Consider the following 13,773-nt stretch of genomic DNA (forward strand, 5'->3'; position numbering starts at 1 on the left):
CCGGCGAAAAACAGCCGAATCGGACCCTTATCCTGCCGCCGGGGCCGCGCGCGGGTCCGGGGCGCCTACCAGCCCCAGCAGGTGCCCGCCGCGGGCTTGCCGCAGTTGCGGTAGTTGACCGCGAACCACAGCTTGCCGGCGCCGCGCGGCGTGTCGTCGGCTTTGACGTCGTGGCGCGGCAGTTCCTCGAGCGTGTCGCGCGCCTTCTTGGTGGGGGAGCCTCCGGCCGCGTTGGGCTCGAGCGCAATCCGGCCCAGGCCGGCGGCGTCGCGGTCGCCGTACACGATGTCGGCGTCGGCCAACGCGGCCATTTTCAACGAAGCGTCGCGCACGGCGGCCGCGTAGCTGTCGTTCGCGCCCTGGGGGAGCAGGTCCTTGTCCAGCGTGGCGGGGGCGAGGATCTGCGCCGTGCTGGCGGGCGCCGCGGTCAGGTACAGGTCCAGGCTGGGCAGTTGGCCGCCGGCGGCCTGGCGGCGCAGCCAGTCGCCCCACAGGAATTCCGCGAACTCCGGCAGGTTGCCGTTGTTGTAGGCGATGTCCCGGGTGAAGTACACCAGCGAGCGGTAGCGGTCTTCCTGCATGCCGCCCGCTTCCTGGCCGTCGGCCCGGCCCAGCCGGGCGGGCAACTGGTCTACGGTGATGGGCTGGTTCTGGCCGTCTCGCAGCCAGGTGCGCCGTTCGTCGACCATGCGCTGCCAGAACGCGGCCGCGCTGGGCAGATCGCTGTAGTTGGCGTCCACCTTGACCCAGACCGGCAGCGTGGGGCCGCCATCGAATATTTCGCGCAAGGACGAGAAGGTGTGGTGCCCGTCGGTCAGGTAGAGATTGCCGTCCCAGCCCACCGCCACGGTCTTGAGATTGGCGGCATGCGTGCCGGGCGCGTCCTTGCACGTGAAGGTGCCGGGCTGGTCCAGACGCGCGGCGCGCGCTTCGGCGATGGTCTGGAACGGCTGGGCGCGTTCGGTCCCGCCCATGTCTTCGCAGTAGTCGTCGAACTTCTTGCCGACGGTGCGGTTCAGGTAGTCCAGTTGCAGCGCCGGGTCGGCCGCCCAGGTGGGACGGTCGAAATCGCCTTGCCAGCGGCCCAGTTTGTAGTAGATCTGGTCGTAGCCGATGGCAGCCTGGGTGGGCCGCAGTTCTTCGATGCGGACCCGGATGACGTCGCCCGGCCTGGTTTCCAGATAGGCGGTGTTGCGTGGCGGCGCCACGGCCGCGGGCGGGTCGTCGCGCTCGTCGTCGTCTGCGCCGCCGTTGCAGGCCGCCAGGGCCAGGGGCAGGAGGGCGGCGGCCAGCAGGCGCAGCAGGGTTTGCGGACGGGCGCCGGGGAGGGGGGAGCGAGAAGGCAGGAGGGTGGGAGTCATGGGCCGTTTCTGGTCTACCGGTCGAAAAGTAGCCGATCATGACCGACCTGTGTTTCCCGCGGATTGCAGCGCGGCGGATTCCATCAGCCTTGCTCGTCGCGCTGCCGGCGGTGCGCCGCCAGCAGCACGGCGACGACAGCCAGCCACGCGAGCGACAGGGGCTGGGGCGCATCGAAGGGCAGCCACGACGTGGCCGCGAGCCCCAGTCCCAGCAGGCTGTAGTAGGCCACCCCGAACAGGGCGCCGGCGCGGCCCAGGCAGTGGCCGTAGTGCTTCAGCGCCGGACCGAGCAGGTTCGGGATGGCCAGCCCGTAGCCCGCGAACAGCGGCAGCGCGGCCAGGGCCCATAGCGGACCGGGTTCGGGGTGGACCATGATGGCGATCGCCTGGGCGGCCACGCCGGCCAGGACGCAGCCCAGCCCGTAAGCCACGCGCTGCGCCGGCCCGGCGCTGCCTGGCAGGCGGCGGTTGAACAGCGCGCCCAGGGTCCCGGCCACGGCGACCGCCAGCCCGATCCAGCCGAAGCCCAGGCCGGGCAGCGGGCCCGTCATGAAAGGGCCGGCCGAATAGAACGAGAACGCCAGCAGGTTCAGGCCGGCGACCAGCACGGCCGCGCGGCGCAGCCTGGCGTCGCCCAGCATCTGCCGGGCCAGCGCGGGTAGCGCGACGGTCCTGGCGGCTTCGCCCCGGGTTTCCCGCAGCAGCGCGATGCCGGCCAGCAGCGCCAGCGATACGGCAAGCGCGATCGCCGCCATCACGCCCCGATAGCCTTTCCAGTCCGAGACCAACTGTCCGGCCAGCGGCCCGGCCGCGGGCGACCACGCCAGCACGGCGCCCAGCGTCACGAAATAGCGGGTCAGCGATTCGCCGCCGAGCTTGTCGCGCAGCAGCGTCTGGGTCGTGACGGAGCAGGTGGCCAGCCCCAGCGCCTGGACGAACCGTCCAAGCAGCAGCAGTCCGAAATCGGGCGCGAGCAGGGCGCCCACCGTTCCCGCCAGGCCGACCGCCAGTCCGCTCAGCAGGGCGGGCCGCCTGCCCCAGGCATCCGCCAGGTGGCCCCACAGCAGCACGCCCACGGCGAAGCCCAGGAAGAAAACCCCCATCACCGGCTGGGCGGCGGCCGCGTCCAGCCGCCAGTGGCGGGCGAGGTCCGGCAGGGCCGGCGCGAGGATGGTTTCGGCGATCTGCGGCAGCGCCAGCAGCGCGATGACCAAGCCGCGCGGCGGCAGGCCGCCGCGGGGGGAAAGGGAAGAGAACGTCATGGCTCGGAGCAAAGGGCCCTAGCGTATCCAGCCGGCATAAAGCAGAATTGCGATATCGAGCCATAAAACATCGCGTATCAGACATGCCGCACTATTCACCCGACGCCGTGGCCGATCCGGACACCGCCGCCTGCCCGGTGGTGGGCCTGGCCATCGACACCCGGGCGCACGCCTCCGATTGGCATGCGCACCGGCGCGCGCAGTTGCTCTATCAGGCCGAAGGCGGCGTTACCCTGTACCTGCCCGACCTCGTCGGCCAGTTGGCGCCGCTGCAGGCCGCATGGCTGCCCGCCGGTTGTCCGCACCGTACCGCCATGCACGGCCGCTTCGCCTACCGCAGCCTGTATTTCGACGTGGCCGCCTATCCGGAATTGCCCTCCGAACCGATGATCCTGGACGTGAATCCCTTGCTGCGCGAGCTGGTGCTGCGCGTGACGGAATGGTCCGCGGATGCGGCGCTGGACGCCGGCCAGGCGCGCATCGTGGCCACATTGCTGGACGAGCTGGCCGCGGCGCCGGCGGCGCCCTTGCCCCTGCCCATGCCGCGCGACCGCCGGCTGGCGCCGATTGCGCGGGAGCTGCTGGCCAATCCGGCCTGCCCGCTGTCCCTCGACGACTGGGCCGGCCGGGTGGGCGCCAGCGGCCGCACGCTGGCGCGCCTGTTCCTGGCCGAAACCGGCCTGCCGTTCAGCCGCTGGCGAACACAATGCCGGCTGCTGGCCGCGCGCGCCCGGCTCGCCGAAGGCGCCTCCGTCACGGCGGTGGCGCATGCGGTGGGCTACGCCAGCGACAGCGCGTTCATCGCCATGTACCGGCGCGCCTATGGCGAACCGCCGGGACGAAAAAAGCGCCGGCACGATCCTGATGCCGGCGCCTGCTGCCGCGAAGAGGACGCTTAGAACGTGTGGCGCACGCCCACGCCCGCGGCCGTGCTCTTCAGGCCGTCGATGAAGGCGTAGTCCTTGCCGTAGGAACCATAGGCGTACAGGTTGGTGCGCTTGGAGATGTCGTAGGTGTAGCCCACGCTCCAGACGTTCATGTTGGCGTCGCCGCCGGTGAGCTTGTCGCTGTTCGGCGACACATGCTGCCACGACGTGAACAGGCTGCCGGCGCCGCCGACGGGCAGGGTGGCGCCCAGCATGTAGGCGTTGGCCTTGAAGCCGTCCACGAAACGATTGGTGCCGAACTCGTCGCTGAACGGCGTGCCGGCGGGCAGGTCCTGGCCGACGAACCAGCCGTCGGTCGTGCGGCCGTAGGCGGCCGCCAGCTTGACGACCTGCAGGTCGTACGACACGCCCAGCGCGTACTGGCGCGGCGTGGCGTTGTGGTCGATGGCGGCGCTGTTCGAGCCGTTGAGCTGGTCGTACGTCAGCGCGACGTTCAGCGGGCCCTGCACGTAGCGCAGGCCGGCGGTGATGCCGCGGGTGTTGTCGGCGGTGGGGAAGCCGGTCTGGTCCTCGGTCGTGTCGTCCGCGTTGAAAGCGTAGCCGACGCCCAATTCGAAGCCGTTCACCGAGGGCGTGCGGTACATGACCATGTTGTCCCAGCGCATGGTGTTGGCCGCGCTGAAGCCCAGGCCCAGGTTGGACTGCGTGTAGCTGGTGTAGAAGGGGTCGATGTCGGCGAGGTAGTTCGAGCCGATGGTGGCCTGGCGCCCGAATTCCAGCGTGCCCCAGGCGTCGTTGGCCAGGCCGATGGTGGCCTGGCGTCCGAACAGGCGGCCGGATTGTCCGCGCTGCCCGTTGGCGGAATCGAAGCCGCTTTCCAGCTTGAATACGGCGCGCAGGCCGTCGCCCAGGTCTTCGGAGCCGCGCACGCCCCAACGCGAACCGGCCTGGATGCCGTTGATCATGCCGAGCTTGCTACCGTCGTATCCATCGCCTTCGATCTTGTTGTAGCCGATGCCGGTGTCGATGACACCATAGAGAGTTACCGACGATTCTGCCTGAGCGACGCCTGCAAAAGTAGTGAACATTGCGGCTGCGAGCAGCGTCTTTTTCATCCGGAGGGACTCCTGTCTGAGGATTTGAAAAAACAAAGGGAACACCACGCAGCGCATAGCGCCCGACGGTGTTCCCGGCCCTCATTGTAGGATACCGGCCGCGGCCGGCCGGCTCAGCCCTTGCGGCGCGCGCGCTTTTCCTCGCGCACGAAGATGAACGCGCCGACCAGCACCATGGCCGCCAGCGCATACCAGGTGATGGCGTACACCAGGTGGTTGTTGGGGAAGGCCAGCACCGTCAGGCCGCCGATGGGAGCCTTGCGGGCATCGCGTTCGCCGCCGGGGTCGGCATCGGCATCGATGAAGTACGGGGCCACGTCCGTCAGGCCGCGCGCGGCGGCGATCGCGGGCAGGTCGCGCGAATACCAGAGGTTGGCCGCGGGGTCGTTGTTGCGCAGGAATCCGCTGCCCGGTTCGCCCATGCGCAGCAGGCCGGTGACGCTGGCCGGCGCGGGCGGCTGCGCCGACCCCGCCTGGCCCTTGCGCCATTCCGGCAGCACGAAGCCGCGGTTGACCAGCACCGTGCCGCCGTCGGCAAGCTGCAAGGGCGTCATGACCCAGTAGCCGCTGCCCAGTTCGGTCGCCGCCTGCACCAGCGTCTGGCGGTCGTACTGGTAGACCCCGGCGGCGGAGACGCGGCGGTACTCGGCGTTGCCGGACGTCAGCGCGGGCCATTCCCCGCGGCCCGGGGCCGGCGCGGCGGGCGCATGGGCGCGCGCGTCGACTTGCGCGATCAGGGCGCGCTTCCAGGCCAGGCGGTGCACCTGCCAGGTGCCCAGGGCGCACAGGCCCGCGAAAATGGCGGCGGCAACCACCCCCAGGATGACCAGGGTGGCTGCGCTGCGCGGTTTACGGGGGGTGTCGCCGGAAGAAGATTCTTTTACTGCGGGCATCAGGGCATTTTGCGCATGTCGTGGGTGGACATGGGCATCATATTGGAGTTCAAGTGATACATGATCCAGATGGATCCGCTGAGCGTGATGACGACCAGCACCAGCGTGAATATTAACGCCAACATGTTCCAGCCGCTTTCCGACTTGGTGTCCATGTGCAGGAAGTAGACGATGTGGACCACGATCTGCACCACGGCGAAAGCCAGGATCACCAGCGCCGTGGTGCGCGAATCCGCGAAGACCCGGTCCATGACCAGCCAGAACGGGATGGCGGTGAGAACGGCCGCCAGCACGAAGCCGGTCATGTAGCTCTTGAAGGTGCCGTGGGCGGCGCCGTCGTCGTCGTCATGGTGCCCGTCGTGTCCGCCCGGATGGGCCAGGTGATCCGTATGCGCGGTCATGGCAGGACTCCCATGAGATAGACAAAAGTGAACACGCCCACCCAGATCAGGTCCAGGAAGTGCCAGAACATCGACAGGCACATCAGGCGGCGGCGGTTTTCCGGGATCAGGCCATGCATCTGCACCTGGATCATCATCGTCACCAGCCAGACGATGCCGAAGGTGACGTGCAGCCCGTGCGTGCCCACCAGCGTGAAGAAGGACGACAGGAAGGCGCTGCGCTGCGGGCCCGCGCCCTGGTGGATCAGGTGCGCGAATTCGTAGAGTTCCAGCGACAGGAAGCCCAGGCCGAGGATGCCGGTCACGGCCAGCCAGAGCTGCGTGGCGCCGATGCGGTTGCGCCGCATCTCCAGCATGGCGAAGCCGTAGGTGATGGACGACAGCAGCAGCAGCGCGGTGTTCACCGCCACCAGCGGCAGGTCGAACAGGTCGGCGCCCGAGGGGCCCGCCGCATAGTTGCGGCCCAGCACGCCGTAGGTGGCGAACAGGCAGGCGAAGATGAGGCAGTCGCTCATCAGGTAGACCCAGAAGCCCAGCAGCGTGCCGTTCTTGGGGTGGTGTTCGCCCGGGACGTAGAACACGGGCTCCGGGGGCGGCGTGGCGCCGCCGGGCAGGGTGGGGGCGAGGGTATCAGACATTGCTTTTCGCCAACAATTGAGTGCGCGCATCCTCGGTGCGCACGACCTCGTCGGCCGGCACGTAGTAGTCGCGCTTGTAGTTGAAGGTATGAACGATGGATACCAGGATCAGCGCCGCGAACGACAGCACGGTCAGCGGCCACATATGCCAGATCAGCGCAAAGCCCATCACCACGCTGATGCCCGCCAGCACGATGCCGGCCCACGTGTTCCTGGGCATGTGGATGGGGATGAAGCCCTGCCGCGGCCGGTCGTAGCCATGCTGTTTCATCTGCCACCAGGCGTCCAGGTCGTGCACGCGCGGCGTGAAGGCGAAGTTGTAGTTGGGCGGCGGCGACGACGTGGACCACTCCAGCGTGCGGCCGTCCCAGGGGTCGCCGGTTTCGTCGCGCAACGATTCGCGGCGGCGGTAGCTCACCACGAGCTGGATGAGGAAGCAGGCGATGCCGCAGGCGATCAGCAGCGCGCCGAAGGCCGCCACCTGGAACCAGATCTGCAAGGACATGTCCTCGAAGTGATTGACGCGGCGGGTCACGCCCATCAGCCCCAGCACGTACAGCGGCATGAAGGCGACGTAGAAGCCCACCAGCCAGAACCAGAACGAGCACTTGCCCCAGAACGGATCGAGCTTGTAGCCGAAGGCCTTGGGGAACCAGTACGTTATGCCGGCCATCAGGCCGAACAGCACGCCGCCGATGATCACGTTGTGGAAGTGCGCGATCAGGAACAGGCTGTTGTGCAGGGCGAAGTCGGCGGGCGGCACGGCTAGCAGCACGCCCGTCATGCCGCCGATCACGAAAGTCACCATGAAGCCCACCGTCCACAGCATGGGGACTTCGAAGCGGATGCGGCCGCGGTACATGGTGAACAGCCAGTTGAAGATCTTGGCGCCCGTCGGGATCGAGATGATCATGGTGGTGATCCCGAAGAACGAGTTCACGCTGGCCCCGGACCCCATGGTGAAGAAGTGGTGCAGCCAGACCAGGTAGGACAGCACCGTGATCACGACGGTGGCGTACACCATGGAGGCGTAGCCGAACAGGCGCTTGCGGCAGAAAGTGGATACCACCTCGGAGAAAATGCCGAACGCCGGCAGGATCAGGATGTAGACCTCGGGGTGGCCCCAGATCCAGATCAGGTTCACGTACATCATGGCGTTGCCGCCGAAGTCCGCGGTGAAGAAGTTGGTGCCCACGTAGCGGTCCATCGACAGCAGGGCCAGCACCGCGGTCAGCACGGGGAAGGCCGCCACGATCAGCACGTTGGTGCACAGCGCGGTCCAGGTGAAGATGGGCATGCGCATCATGGTCATGCCGGGCGCGCGCATCTTGACGATGGTGACCAGCAGGTTGACGCCGGACAGCAGTGTGCCCACCCCCGCTATCTGCAAGGCCCATATGTAGTAATCGACGCCCACGTCAGGGCTCTGCATGATCCCCGATAAAGGCGGATACGCCAGCCAGCCGGTGCGCGCGAATTCGCCCACGAAGAGCGACATCATGACCAGTATCACGCCGCCGGTGGTCATCCAGAAGCTGAAGTTGTTCAGGAACGGGAAGGCCACGTCGCGCGCGCCGATCTGCAAGGGCACGATGTAGTTCATCAGGCCCGTGACCAGCGGCATGGCCACGAAGAAGATCATGATCACGCCGTGCGCGGTGAAGATCTGGTCATAGTGGTGCGGCGGCAGGTAGCCCGCCGAATCGCCGAACGCCACGGCCTGCTGCAGGCGCATCATGATGGCGTCGGCGAAGCCGCGCAGCAGCATCACGATGCCCAGGACGACGTACATGATGCCGATCTTCTTGTGGTCGATGCTGGTGAACCATTCGTGCCACAAGTAGCCCCACTTGCGGTAGTACGTGATCGCGCCCAGCACCGCGATGCCGCCGACCGCCACCATGATGAAGGTGATGAGAAGGATCGGTTCGTGGAACGGGATGGCGTCCCACGTCAGTCGACCGAAGATCAGCTTGGTGAGGTCTGGTTGATCAGGCATCTCGGTTCCACCATAAAGACCAGGATTTCATGAAGTCCGCGCCGCATCCGGAGCGCCGCCCGCGCGGCCCGCTACAGCACCAGCCCCTGCGTGGCCGTGCACATCGCGCCCACGTACTTGCGCGGCGGCGTGCCGGTCAGCCCCAGGCGCTGCCGCGTCTCCGGGTCCAGGGTCGTGACGTTGAGCGCGCCGGGAATGCCCATGCCGCCTTGCGCGTCGATGGCCATCGCATCGCGCATGCACATCCGGTTGGGCTCCACGCAGCGGTTCACGATCGCCTCGAACAGGCCTGGCGCGACGGAGGCGTAGCGCTGGACGGGATTGCGTTCGCTGGGCTGCTCCAGCTTCAGATAGGTGTCGCGGCTGAGCGCGGCGCCGGACGCGCGCGCATCGGCCACCCATTTGTCGAAGCCCTGCTGGTCGACGCCATGGAACTTGAAGCGCATGCCGGAGAAGCCCGAACCGCTGTAGTTGGCGGACAGGCCTTCGTATTCGCCGGGATGGTTGATGACGGCGTGCAGCGTGGTCTGCATGCCGGGCATGGCGTAGATCTGCCCGGCCAGCGCGGGGATGAAGAAGGAATTCATCACCGTCGACGAGGTGATCTTGAACTGGATCGGACGGTCGACGGGGGCCGCCATTTCGTTCACGGTCGCGATGCCCTGCTCGGGATAGACGAACAGCCATTTCCAGTCCAGCGCCACGACCTCCACCACCAGCGGCTTGGCGTCGGGCGGCACTTCGCGGCCCTCGGACAGGCGCGCCAGCGGGCGGTAGGGATCGAGCTGGTGCGTGCTCACCCAGGTCAGGGCGCCGAGCGCGATGATGATCAGGAGCGGCGCGGCCCAGATCAGAAGCTCCAGCACGGTGGAGTGGTTCCATTCCGGGTCGTAGCGGGCGGCCTTGTTGCTGGCGCGGTAGCGCCACGCGAACAGCAGGGTGAGGATGATGACCGGGACGATGATGAGCAGCATCAAGCCGGTAGAGATGAGGATCAGGTTTCGCTGCTGCACGGCCACGTCGCCCGAGGGCGAGAGCAGGACCGCATTGCATCCGGCGAGCAATGGCAGAGCGGTAACCAGGACCAATCCGCGGAGCCTTGGGAAGGACGGCATGACCATACCCCGAAACGTAACCGTGGGAAGTAAACGCAACACTACGCTGGAAGCCGCGAAAAATCTAGGGTAAAAAGAACAAAAGTGTGCGGGGCAAGGCATGCGGGCCGGGGCTGCATCCCAGGAATGGGGCGGCTTTGCGCAAGACGCGCTTCCCGCATGCAGGTGCGTTGCAGGATCGTAGACAAGGCGTATTTCGAACCTCCTTTCAGCGAGCAATCACATGGCGACCACCACGCAATACCCGGGCCACGCTCCTTCGATTCCGCAGCCGCTCCCGACGGGCGGCGGAGGCAGCCACGCCAAGGTGGCGCCGGGCGAAATCGCGGTGGGCGTGGTGGTGGGACGGGCCTCCGAATACTTCGATTTCTTCGTCTTCGGCATCGCCTGCGTGCTGGTTTTCCCGCAAGTCTTCTTCCCTTTCGAAGCGCCGCTCGAAGGCACGCTCTGGTCCTTCGTCATCTTCTCTTTCGCCTTCATCATGCGGCCCATCGGCACCGCGCTGTCGATGGCCGCGCAACGGCGCTGGGGGCGCGCGACCAAGCTGACCATCGCCTTGTTCCTGCTGGGCACGGCCACGGTGGGCATGGCGTTCCTGCCCAGCTACAACGCCATCGGCGCGCACGCCATCGTCCTGCTGGCGGCGTTCCGCTGCCTGCAGGGGCTGGCGCTGGGCGGATCCTGGGACGGCCTGCCGTCGCTGCTGGCGCTGAACGCGCCGCCCAACCGCCGCGGCTGGTACTCCATGCTGGGCCAGTTGGGCGCGCCCGTGGGCTTCATGGTGGCCAGCGCGCTGTTCCTGTTCCTGCACGTGACGCTGACCCAGGCCGACTTCCTGGAATGGGGCTGGCGCTATCCGTTCTTCGTGGCGTTCGCCATCAACGTGGTGGCGCTGTTCGCGCGGCTGCGCCTGGTCGTCACCGAGGAATACACGCAACTGCTTGAAGAAGGCGAACTCGAACCCATCGGCATCGCGCAGATGGTGCGCGAGCAGGGCTACAACCTGTTCATCGGCGCGTTCGCGGCGCTGGCCAGCTATGCCTTGTTCCACCTGGTCACCGTGTTCCCGCTGTCATGGATCGCCGTCAGCGCCACGCAGCAGATTCCCGACGTGCTGGTGGTGCAGATCATCGGCGCGGGGCTGGGCATCCTGGGCACCATCGCTTCGGGATGGCTGGCCGACCGCATCGGCCGGCGCACCACGCTGGGACTGCTGGCGGCGCTGATCGCGATATTCGCGCTGTTCGCGCCCTGGCTGCTGGGCGGCGGGCCGAAGGCGCAGGACGCGTTCATCCTGGTGGGGTTCGTGCTGCTGGGGCTGTCCTACGGCCAGGCCTCGGGCACCGTCACCGCCAATTTCACCCGCCGCTTCCGCTACACCGGCGCGGCGCTGACCTCCGACATGGCATGGCTGATCGGCGCGGCGTTCGCGCCGCTGGTGGCCCTTGGCCTGTCCGCCCGTTTCGGGCTGGTCGCGGTCAGCGTCTACCTGTTGTCCGGCGCGGCCTGCACGCTGATCGCGCTGCGGATCAACAAGGCCCTGGAAACGCGGGACTGAAAAAAAGACGGGCCGCGCGGCCTTGCGGCTGCGCGGCCCGTTCCGCGGACCTTTTCGGGCAAGGCGCGGCTAACGCACGGGCCAGCCGTACATCAGGCCGCCGTCGCGCCATTGCGCGTTCAACGCGCGCGGCAGTTTCATCGGGCTGTCCATGCCCAGATTGCGCTCATAGCTTTCGCCGTAGTTGCCCACCTGCTTGACGATGTTGTAGGCCCACCGATCGTCCACGCCCATGTTGCGGCCCATGCCGGGCGTGACGCCCAGGATGCGCTGCACGTTCGGATTGTTGGTCTTCAACTGCGCGTCGACGTTCGAGGAAGAGATGCCGAATTCTTCGGCCTCCAGCATGGCGTAGAACGACCACCGCACGACGTTGATCCAGTTGTCGTCGCCCTGGCGCACCATGGGGCCGAGCGGGCTTTTGGAAATGTTCTCCTGAAGGATCTCGTAGCTGTCGGGGTCTTCCAGCGTCATGCGCGTGGCGGCCAGTTGCGACTTGTCGGAGGTGAAGGCGTCGCAGCGCCCGGCCGCGAACGCCCGCACGATTTCATCGTACTTTTCGATGACGACGGGCTTGAAGCGCAGCGAGCGGGAGCGGAACCAGTCGGCCAGGTCGAGCTCGGTCACCGTGCCCGGCTGCACGCAGATCGTGGCGCCGTCCAGTTCCTTCAGCGCCTTGATCCCCAGCTTGCGCGACACCATCACCCCTTGGCTGTCGTAATAGTTGACCGCCACGCTCAGCAGGCCCAGCGTGGTGTCGCGGGCCATCGTGGGCGTGACGTTGCGCGTCAGCACGTCGACTTCGCCGGATTGCAGCGCGGTGAAGCGCGCCTGCGTCGTCAGCGGCGTCAGCCGGTACTTCGCCGCATCGTTGAACACCGCGGCCGCGATCGCGCGGCACATGTCCACGTCCAGCCCGTGCCAGGCGCCCTTGCCGTCCGGCGCGGAAAACCCCTGGATGCCGGTCGATACGCCGCATCGCACGTATCCCCGTTTCTTGACCGCGTCGAGCGTGGGGCCGGCGATGGCATGGCTGGACACGGCGGCCAGCGCCAGGGCGCAGGCGGCCAGTTTGTATTGCGGCATGTCGTTCTCCTGCCGGGGCGGGCCCGGCGCCGGATGGATCGGAAGGGAAGGTTTCAGGCGGCGCGCGCCGCCGGTTTCGCCACTTTTTCCAGGCTCTCGGTCAGGGCCTGGTCCAGGATCGCGATGGCTCGGTCGATTTCCGCGTTGCTCACCGTCAGCGGGGGCGCGATCCGCCAGACCGAGCCGCGTTCCGGACGGCGCCGGATGTTCATCGACAGGCCCAGTTCGAAGCAGCGCTGGGTGGTGAGGGCGCCAAGCTCATGGAAGGGCTGGCGCGTTTCGCGGTCCTGCACCAGTTCCACGCCCAGCAAGAGGCCCAGGCCGCGCACGTCGCCGATGGCTTCGTGGCGCTGCTGCAATTCGAGCAGGCCGCGGCGCAGATAGTCGCCCTGCGTGCGGGCCCGTTCGATCAGTTGTTCGCGTTCGATGGTTTCGAGCACGGCCAGGCCCACCGTGGCCGGCAGCGGATCCGACACGTGGCTGGTGTAGAAGGTGAAGCCCTTTTCGTGCACGTCCTGTTCGATGGCGGGCGTGGTGATGGCGGCGGCCAGCGGCAGGCCGCCGCCCAGCGTCTTGGACACGCTCATGATGTCGGGCGTGACGCCAAAGTACTCCGACCCGCTGCGGTAGCCGATGCGGCCGAACGCGGTCTGCGCTTCGTCGAAGATCAACAGCATGCCGCGCGCGTCCGCCGCCCGCCGCAGCGCCTGCATATAGGACTTGGGCGGAACCAGCACGCCGCCCGCGCTGATGACGGGCTCGACGATGATGGCGGCCGGCCTGCCGGCCGAGGCCATGTCGAACATCTTCAGGCCGATGTCCAGGCAGGCCAGCGCCGATTGCTCCGCGTCCATGCCCGCGATGTAGGGGCGGTAGGCGTTGGGCTCCGGCATCACGAACACGCCGGCTGGCGGGACGCCATAGCCCTTGCGGTCGCTGGCGTAGGAAACCGAGCCGGCGCCGCTGGTCACGCCGTGCCAGGACCCGCCGATGGCCAGGATCTCGAATCCGCTCTTGTGCATCTTGGCCATGCGCAGGGCGATCTCGTTGCTCTCCGACCCGGTGTTGACGAAGATCGATTTGGTGAGGCCGGCGGGCATCCAGTCGCGCGCCACCGTGGCCGCCAACTGGGCCACCGTTTCCGGGATCATGCCGCTGAAAAAGTGGAAGGCGGTTTCGCCCGCGCGGTGCACGGCCGCGACGATGGCGGGGTGGTTGTGGCCGATGGTGGCGCACATCTGCCCCGAGGTGAAGTCCAGGATCTCGCGCCCCGTGTCGTCGCGCACGATCGCGCCCTTGGCGGACGTGAACAGGTTGGGGAAAGTGTCGCCGCCGTAACGGACCAGGTATTCGCGGGCGGCGTCGCGCAGGGTTTTTTCCATGTTTACACTCCGTGGCAGGTGGGCTCCAATGCGGAACCGACGCAGGCAGTGTCCGGCAGGGCGCCGGCGCCGTCCA

General features: G+C 67.5%; 12 protein-coding genes. 2 read left to right on the forward strand and 10 right to left on the reverse strand.

Annotation, left to right across the window (positions count from 1 at the left end; translation table 11 throughout):
* Positions 1 to 65: 65 nt before the first annotated feature.
* Positions 66 to 1,361: a ParB/Srx family N-terminal domain-containing protein gene (locus tag AVE30378_RS21235; protein ID WP_129243035.1), complete on the reverse strand. Its 1,296-nt coding sequence runs from the start codon at positions 1,359 to 1,361 to the stop codon at positions 66 to 68.
* An 83-nt stretch (positions 1,362 to 1,444) separates the two neighbouring features.
* The gene (locus tag AVE30378_RS21240) at positions 1,445 to 2,623 is read right to left on the reverse strand and encodes a multidrug effflux MFS transporter (RefSeq protein WP_129243037.1); all 1,179 of its coding nucleotides are present in this window, start codon (positions 2,621 to 2,623) and stop codon (positions 1,445 to 1,447) included.
* 83 nt (positions 2,624 to 2,706) lie between these two features.
* On the opposite strand from AVE30378_RS21240, the gene AVE30378_RS21245 reads away from it, so the two are divergent.
* Positions 2,707 to 3,522, forward strand: a complete 816-nt coding sequence (locus AVE30378_RS21245) for an AraC family transcriptional regulator (RefSeq protein ID WP_129243039.1) — start codon at positions 2,707 to 2,709, stop codon at positions 3,520 to 3,522.
* On the opposite strand, the gene AVE30378_RS21250 is transcribed toward AVE30378_RS21245, so the two are convergent.
* The 6 genes from AVE30378_RS21250 to cyoA form a co-directional block, all read right to left on the reverse strand.
* The gene (locus tag AVE30378_RS21250; protein ID WP_129243041.1) at positions 3,519 to 4,625 is read right to left on the reverse strand and encodes a porin; all 1,107 of its coding nucleotides are present in this window, start codon (positions 4,623 to 4,625) and stop codon (positions 3,519 to 3,521) included. The two genes, AVE30378_RS21245 and AVE30378_RS21250, sit on opposite strands and share 4 nt — an antisense overlap.
* A 113-nt stretch (positions 4,626 to 4,738) precedes the next feature.
* The gene (locus AVE30378_RS21255; RefSeq protein WP_129243043.1) at positions 4,739 to 5,518 is read right to left on the reverse strand and encodes an SURF1 family protein; all 780 of its coding nucleotides are present in this window, start codon (positions 5,516 to 5,518) and stop codon (positions 4,739 to 4,741) included.
* Positions 5,518 to 5,919 (reverse strand): cytochrome o ubiquinol oxidase subunit IV, encoded by a 402-nt coding sequence (gene cyoD, locus AVE30378_RS21260; protein WP_129243045.1) that lies wholly within the window; start codon positions 5,917 to 5,919, stop codon positions 5,518 to 5,520. The genes AVE30378_RS21255 and cyoD overlap by 1 nt, the downstream gene beginning before the upstream one ends.
* Positions 5,916 to 6,557: a cytochrome o ubiquinol oxidase subunit III gene (cyoC, locus tag AVE30378_RS21265; protein ID WP_129243047.1), complete on the reverse strand. Its 642-nt coding sequence runs from the start codon at positions 6,555 to 6,557 to the stop codon at positions 5,916 to 5,918. The genes cyoD and cyoC overlap by 4 nt, the downstream gene beginning before the upstream one ends.
* Positions 6,550 to 8,556 (reverse strand): cytochrome o ubiquinol oxidase subunit I, encoded by a 2,007-nt coding sequence (cyoB, locus tag AVE30378_RS21270; protein WP_129243049.1) that lies wholly within the window; start codon positions 8,554 to 8,556, stop codon positions 6,550 to 6,552. The genes cyoC and cyoB overlap by 8 nt, the downstream gene beginning before the upstream one ends.
* Positions 8,557 to 8,627: 71 nt before the next feature.
* A complete protein-coding gene (gene cyoA, locus AVE30378_RS21275; protein ID WP_129243052.1) occupies positions 8,628 to 9,671 on the reverse strand; it encodes a ubiquinol oxidase subunit II in 1,044 nt (347 codons plus the stop codon).
* Between the two features lie 223 nt (positions 9,672 to 9,894).
* Between cyoA and AVE30378_RS21280 the strand changes: the two genes are divergently transcribed.
* Positions 9,895 to 11,229, forward strand: coding sequence for an MFS transporter (locus AVE30378_RS21280; RefSeq protein ID WP_129243054.1), 1,335 nt, complete (start codon positions 9,895 to 9,897; stop codon positions 11,227 to 11,229).
* Between the two features lie 69 nt (positions 11,230 to 11,298).
* On the opposite strand, the gene AVE30378_RS21285 is transcribed toward AVE30378_RS21280, so the two are convergent.
* Positions 11,299 to 12,315, reverse strand: coding sequence for an amino acid ABC transporter substrate-binding protein (locus AVE30378_RS21285; RefSeq protein ID WP_129243056.1), 1,017 nt, complete (start codon positions 12,313 to 12,315; stop codon positions 11,299 to 11,301).
* Between the two features lie 53 nt (positions 12,316 to 12,368).
* Positions 12,369 to 13,697 carry an aspartate aminotransferase family protein gene (locus AVE30378_RS21290; RefSeq protein WP_129243058.1) on the reverse strand — a complete coding sequence of 443 codons (1,329 nt, stop codon included), beginning with the start codon at positions 13,695 to 13,697 and terminating at the stop codon, positions 12,369 to 12,371.
* Between the last annotated feature and the right edge of the window lie 76 nt (positions 13,698 to 13,773).

Origin of the sequence: Achromobacter veterisilvae, from assembly GCF_900496975.1 — a bacterium.
In the GTDB taxonomy this organism is placed as follows: domain Bacteria; phylum Pseudomonadota; class Gammaproteobacteria; order Burkholderiales; family Burkholderiaceae_B; genus Achromobacter; species Achromobacter veterisilvae.

Excerpts from the sequence above, each read along its gene's own strand:
- cyoC (WP_129243047.1), bottom strand. The coding sequence starts at position 6,557 with ATGTCTGATACCCTCGCCCCCACCCTGCCCGGCGGCGCCACGCCGCCC.
- AVE30378_RS21285 (WP_129243056.1), bottom strand. The coding sequence starts at position 12,315 with ATGCCGCAATACAAACTGGCCGCCTGCGCCCTGGCGCTGGCCGCCGTG.
- AVE30378_RS21235 (WP_129243035.1), bottom strand. The coding sequence starts at position 1,361 with ATGACTCCCACCCTCCTGCCTTCTCGCTCCCCCCTCCCCGGCGCCCGT.
- AVE30378_RS21290 (WP_129243058.1), bottom strand. The coding sequence starts at position 13,697 with ATGGAAAAAACCCTGCGCGACGCCGCCCGCGAATACCTGGTCCGTTAC.
- AVE30378_RS21240 (WP_129243037.1), bottom strand. The coding sequence starts at position 2,623 with ATGACGTTCTCTTCCCTTTCCCCCCGCGGCGGCCTGCCGCCGCGCGGC.
- AVE30378_RS21255 (WP_129243043.1), bottom strand. The coding sequence starts at position 5,518 with ATGCCCGCAGTAAAAGAATCTTCTTCCGGCGACACCCCCCGTAAACCG.
- cyoB (WP_129243049.1), bottom strand. The coding sequence starts at position 8,556 with ATGCCTGATCAACCAGACCTCACCAAGCTGATCTTCGGTCGACTGACG.
- AVE30378_RS21245 (WP_129243039.1), top strand. The coding sequence starts at position 2,707 with ATGCCGCACTATTCACCCGACGCCGTGGCCGATCCGGACACCGCCGCC.
- cyoD (WP_129243045.1), bottom strand. The coding sequence starts at position 5,919 with ATGACCGCGCATACGGATCACCTGGCCCATCCGGGCGGACACGACGGG.
- cyoA (WP_129243052.1), bottom strand. The coding sequence starts at position 9,671 with ATGCCGTCCTTCCCAAGGCTCCGCGGATTGGTCCTGGTTACCGCTCTG.
- AVE30378_RS21280 (WP_129243054.1), top strand. The coding sequence starts at position 9,895 with ATGGCGACCACCACGCAATACCCGGGCCACGCTCCTTCGATTCCGCAG.
- AVE30378_RS21250 (WP_129243041.1), bottom strand. The coding sequence starts at position 4,625 with ATGAAAAAGACGCTGCTCGCAGCCGCAATGTTCACTACTTTTGCAGGC.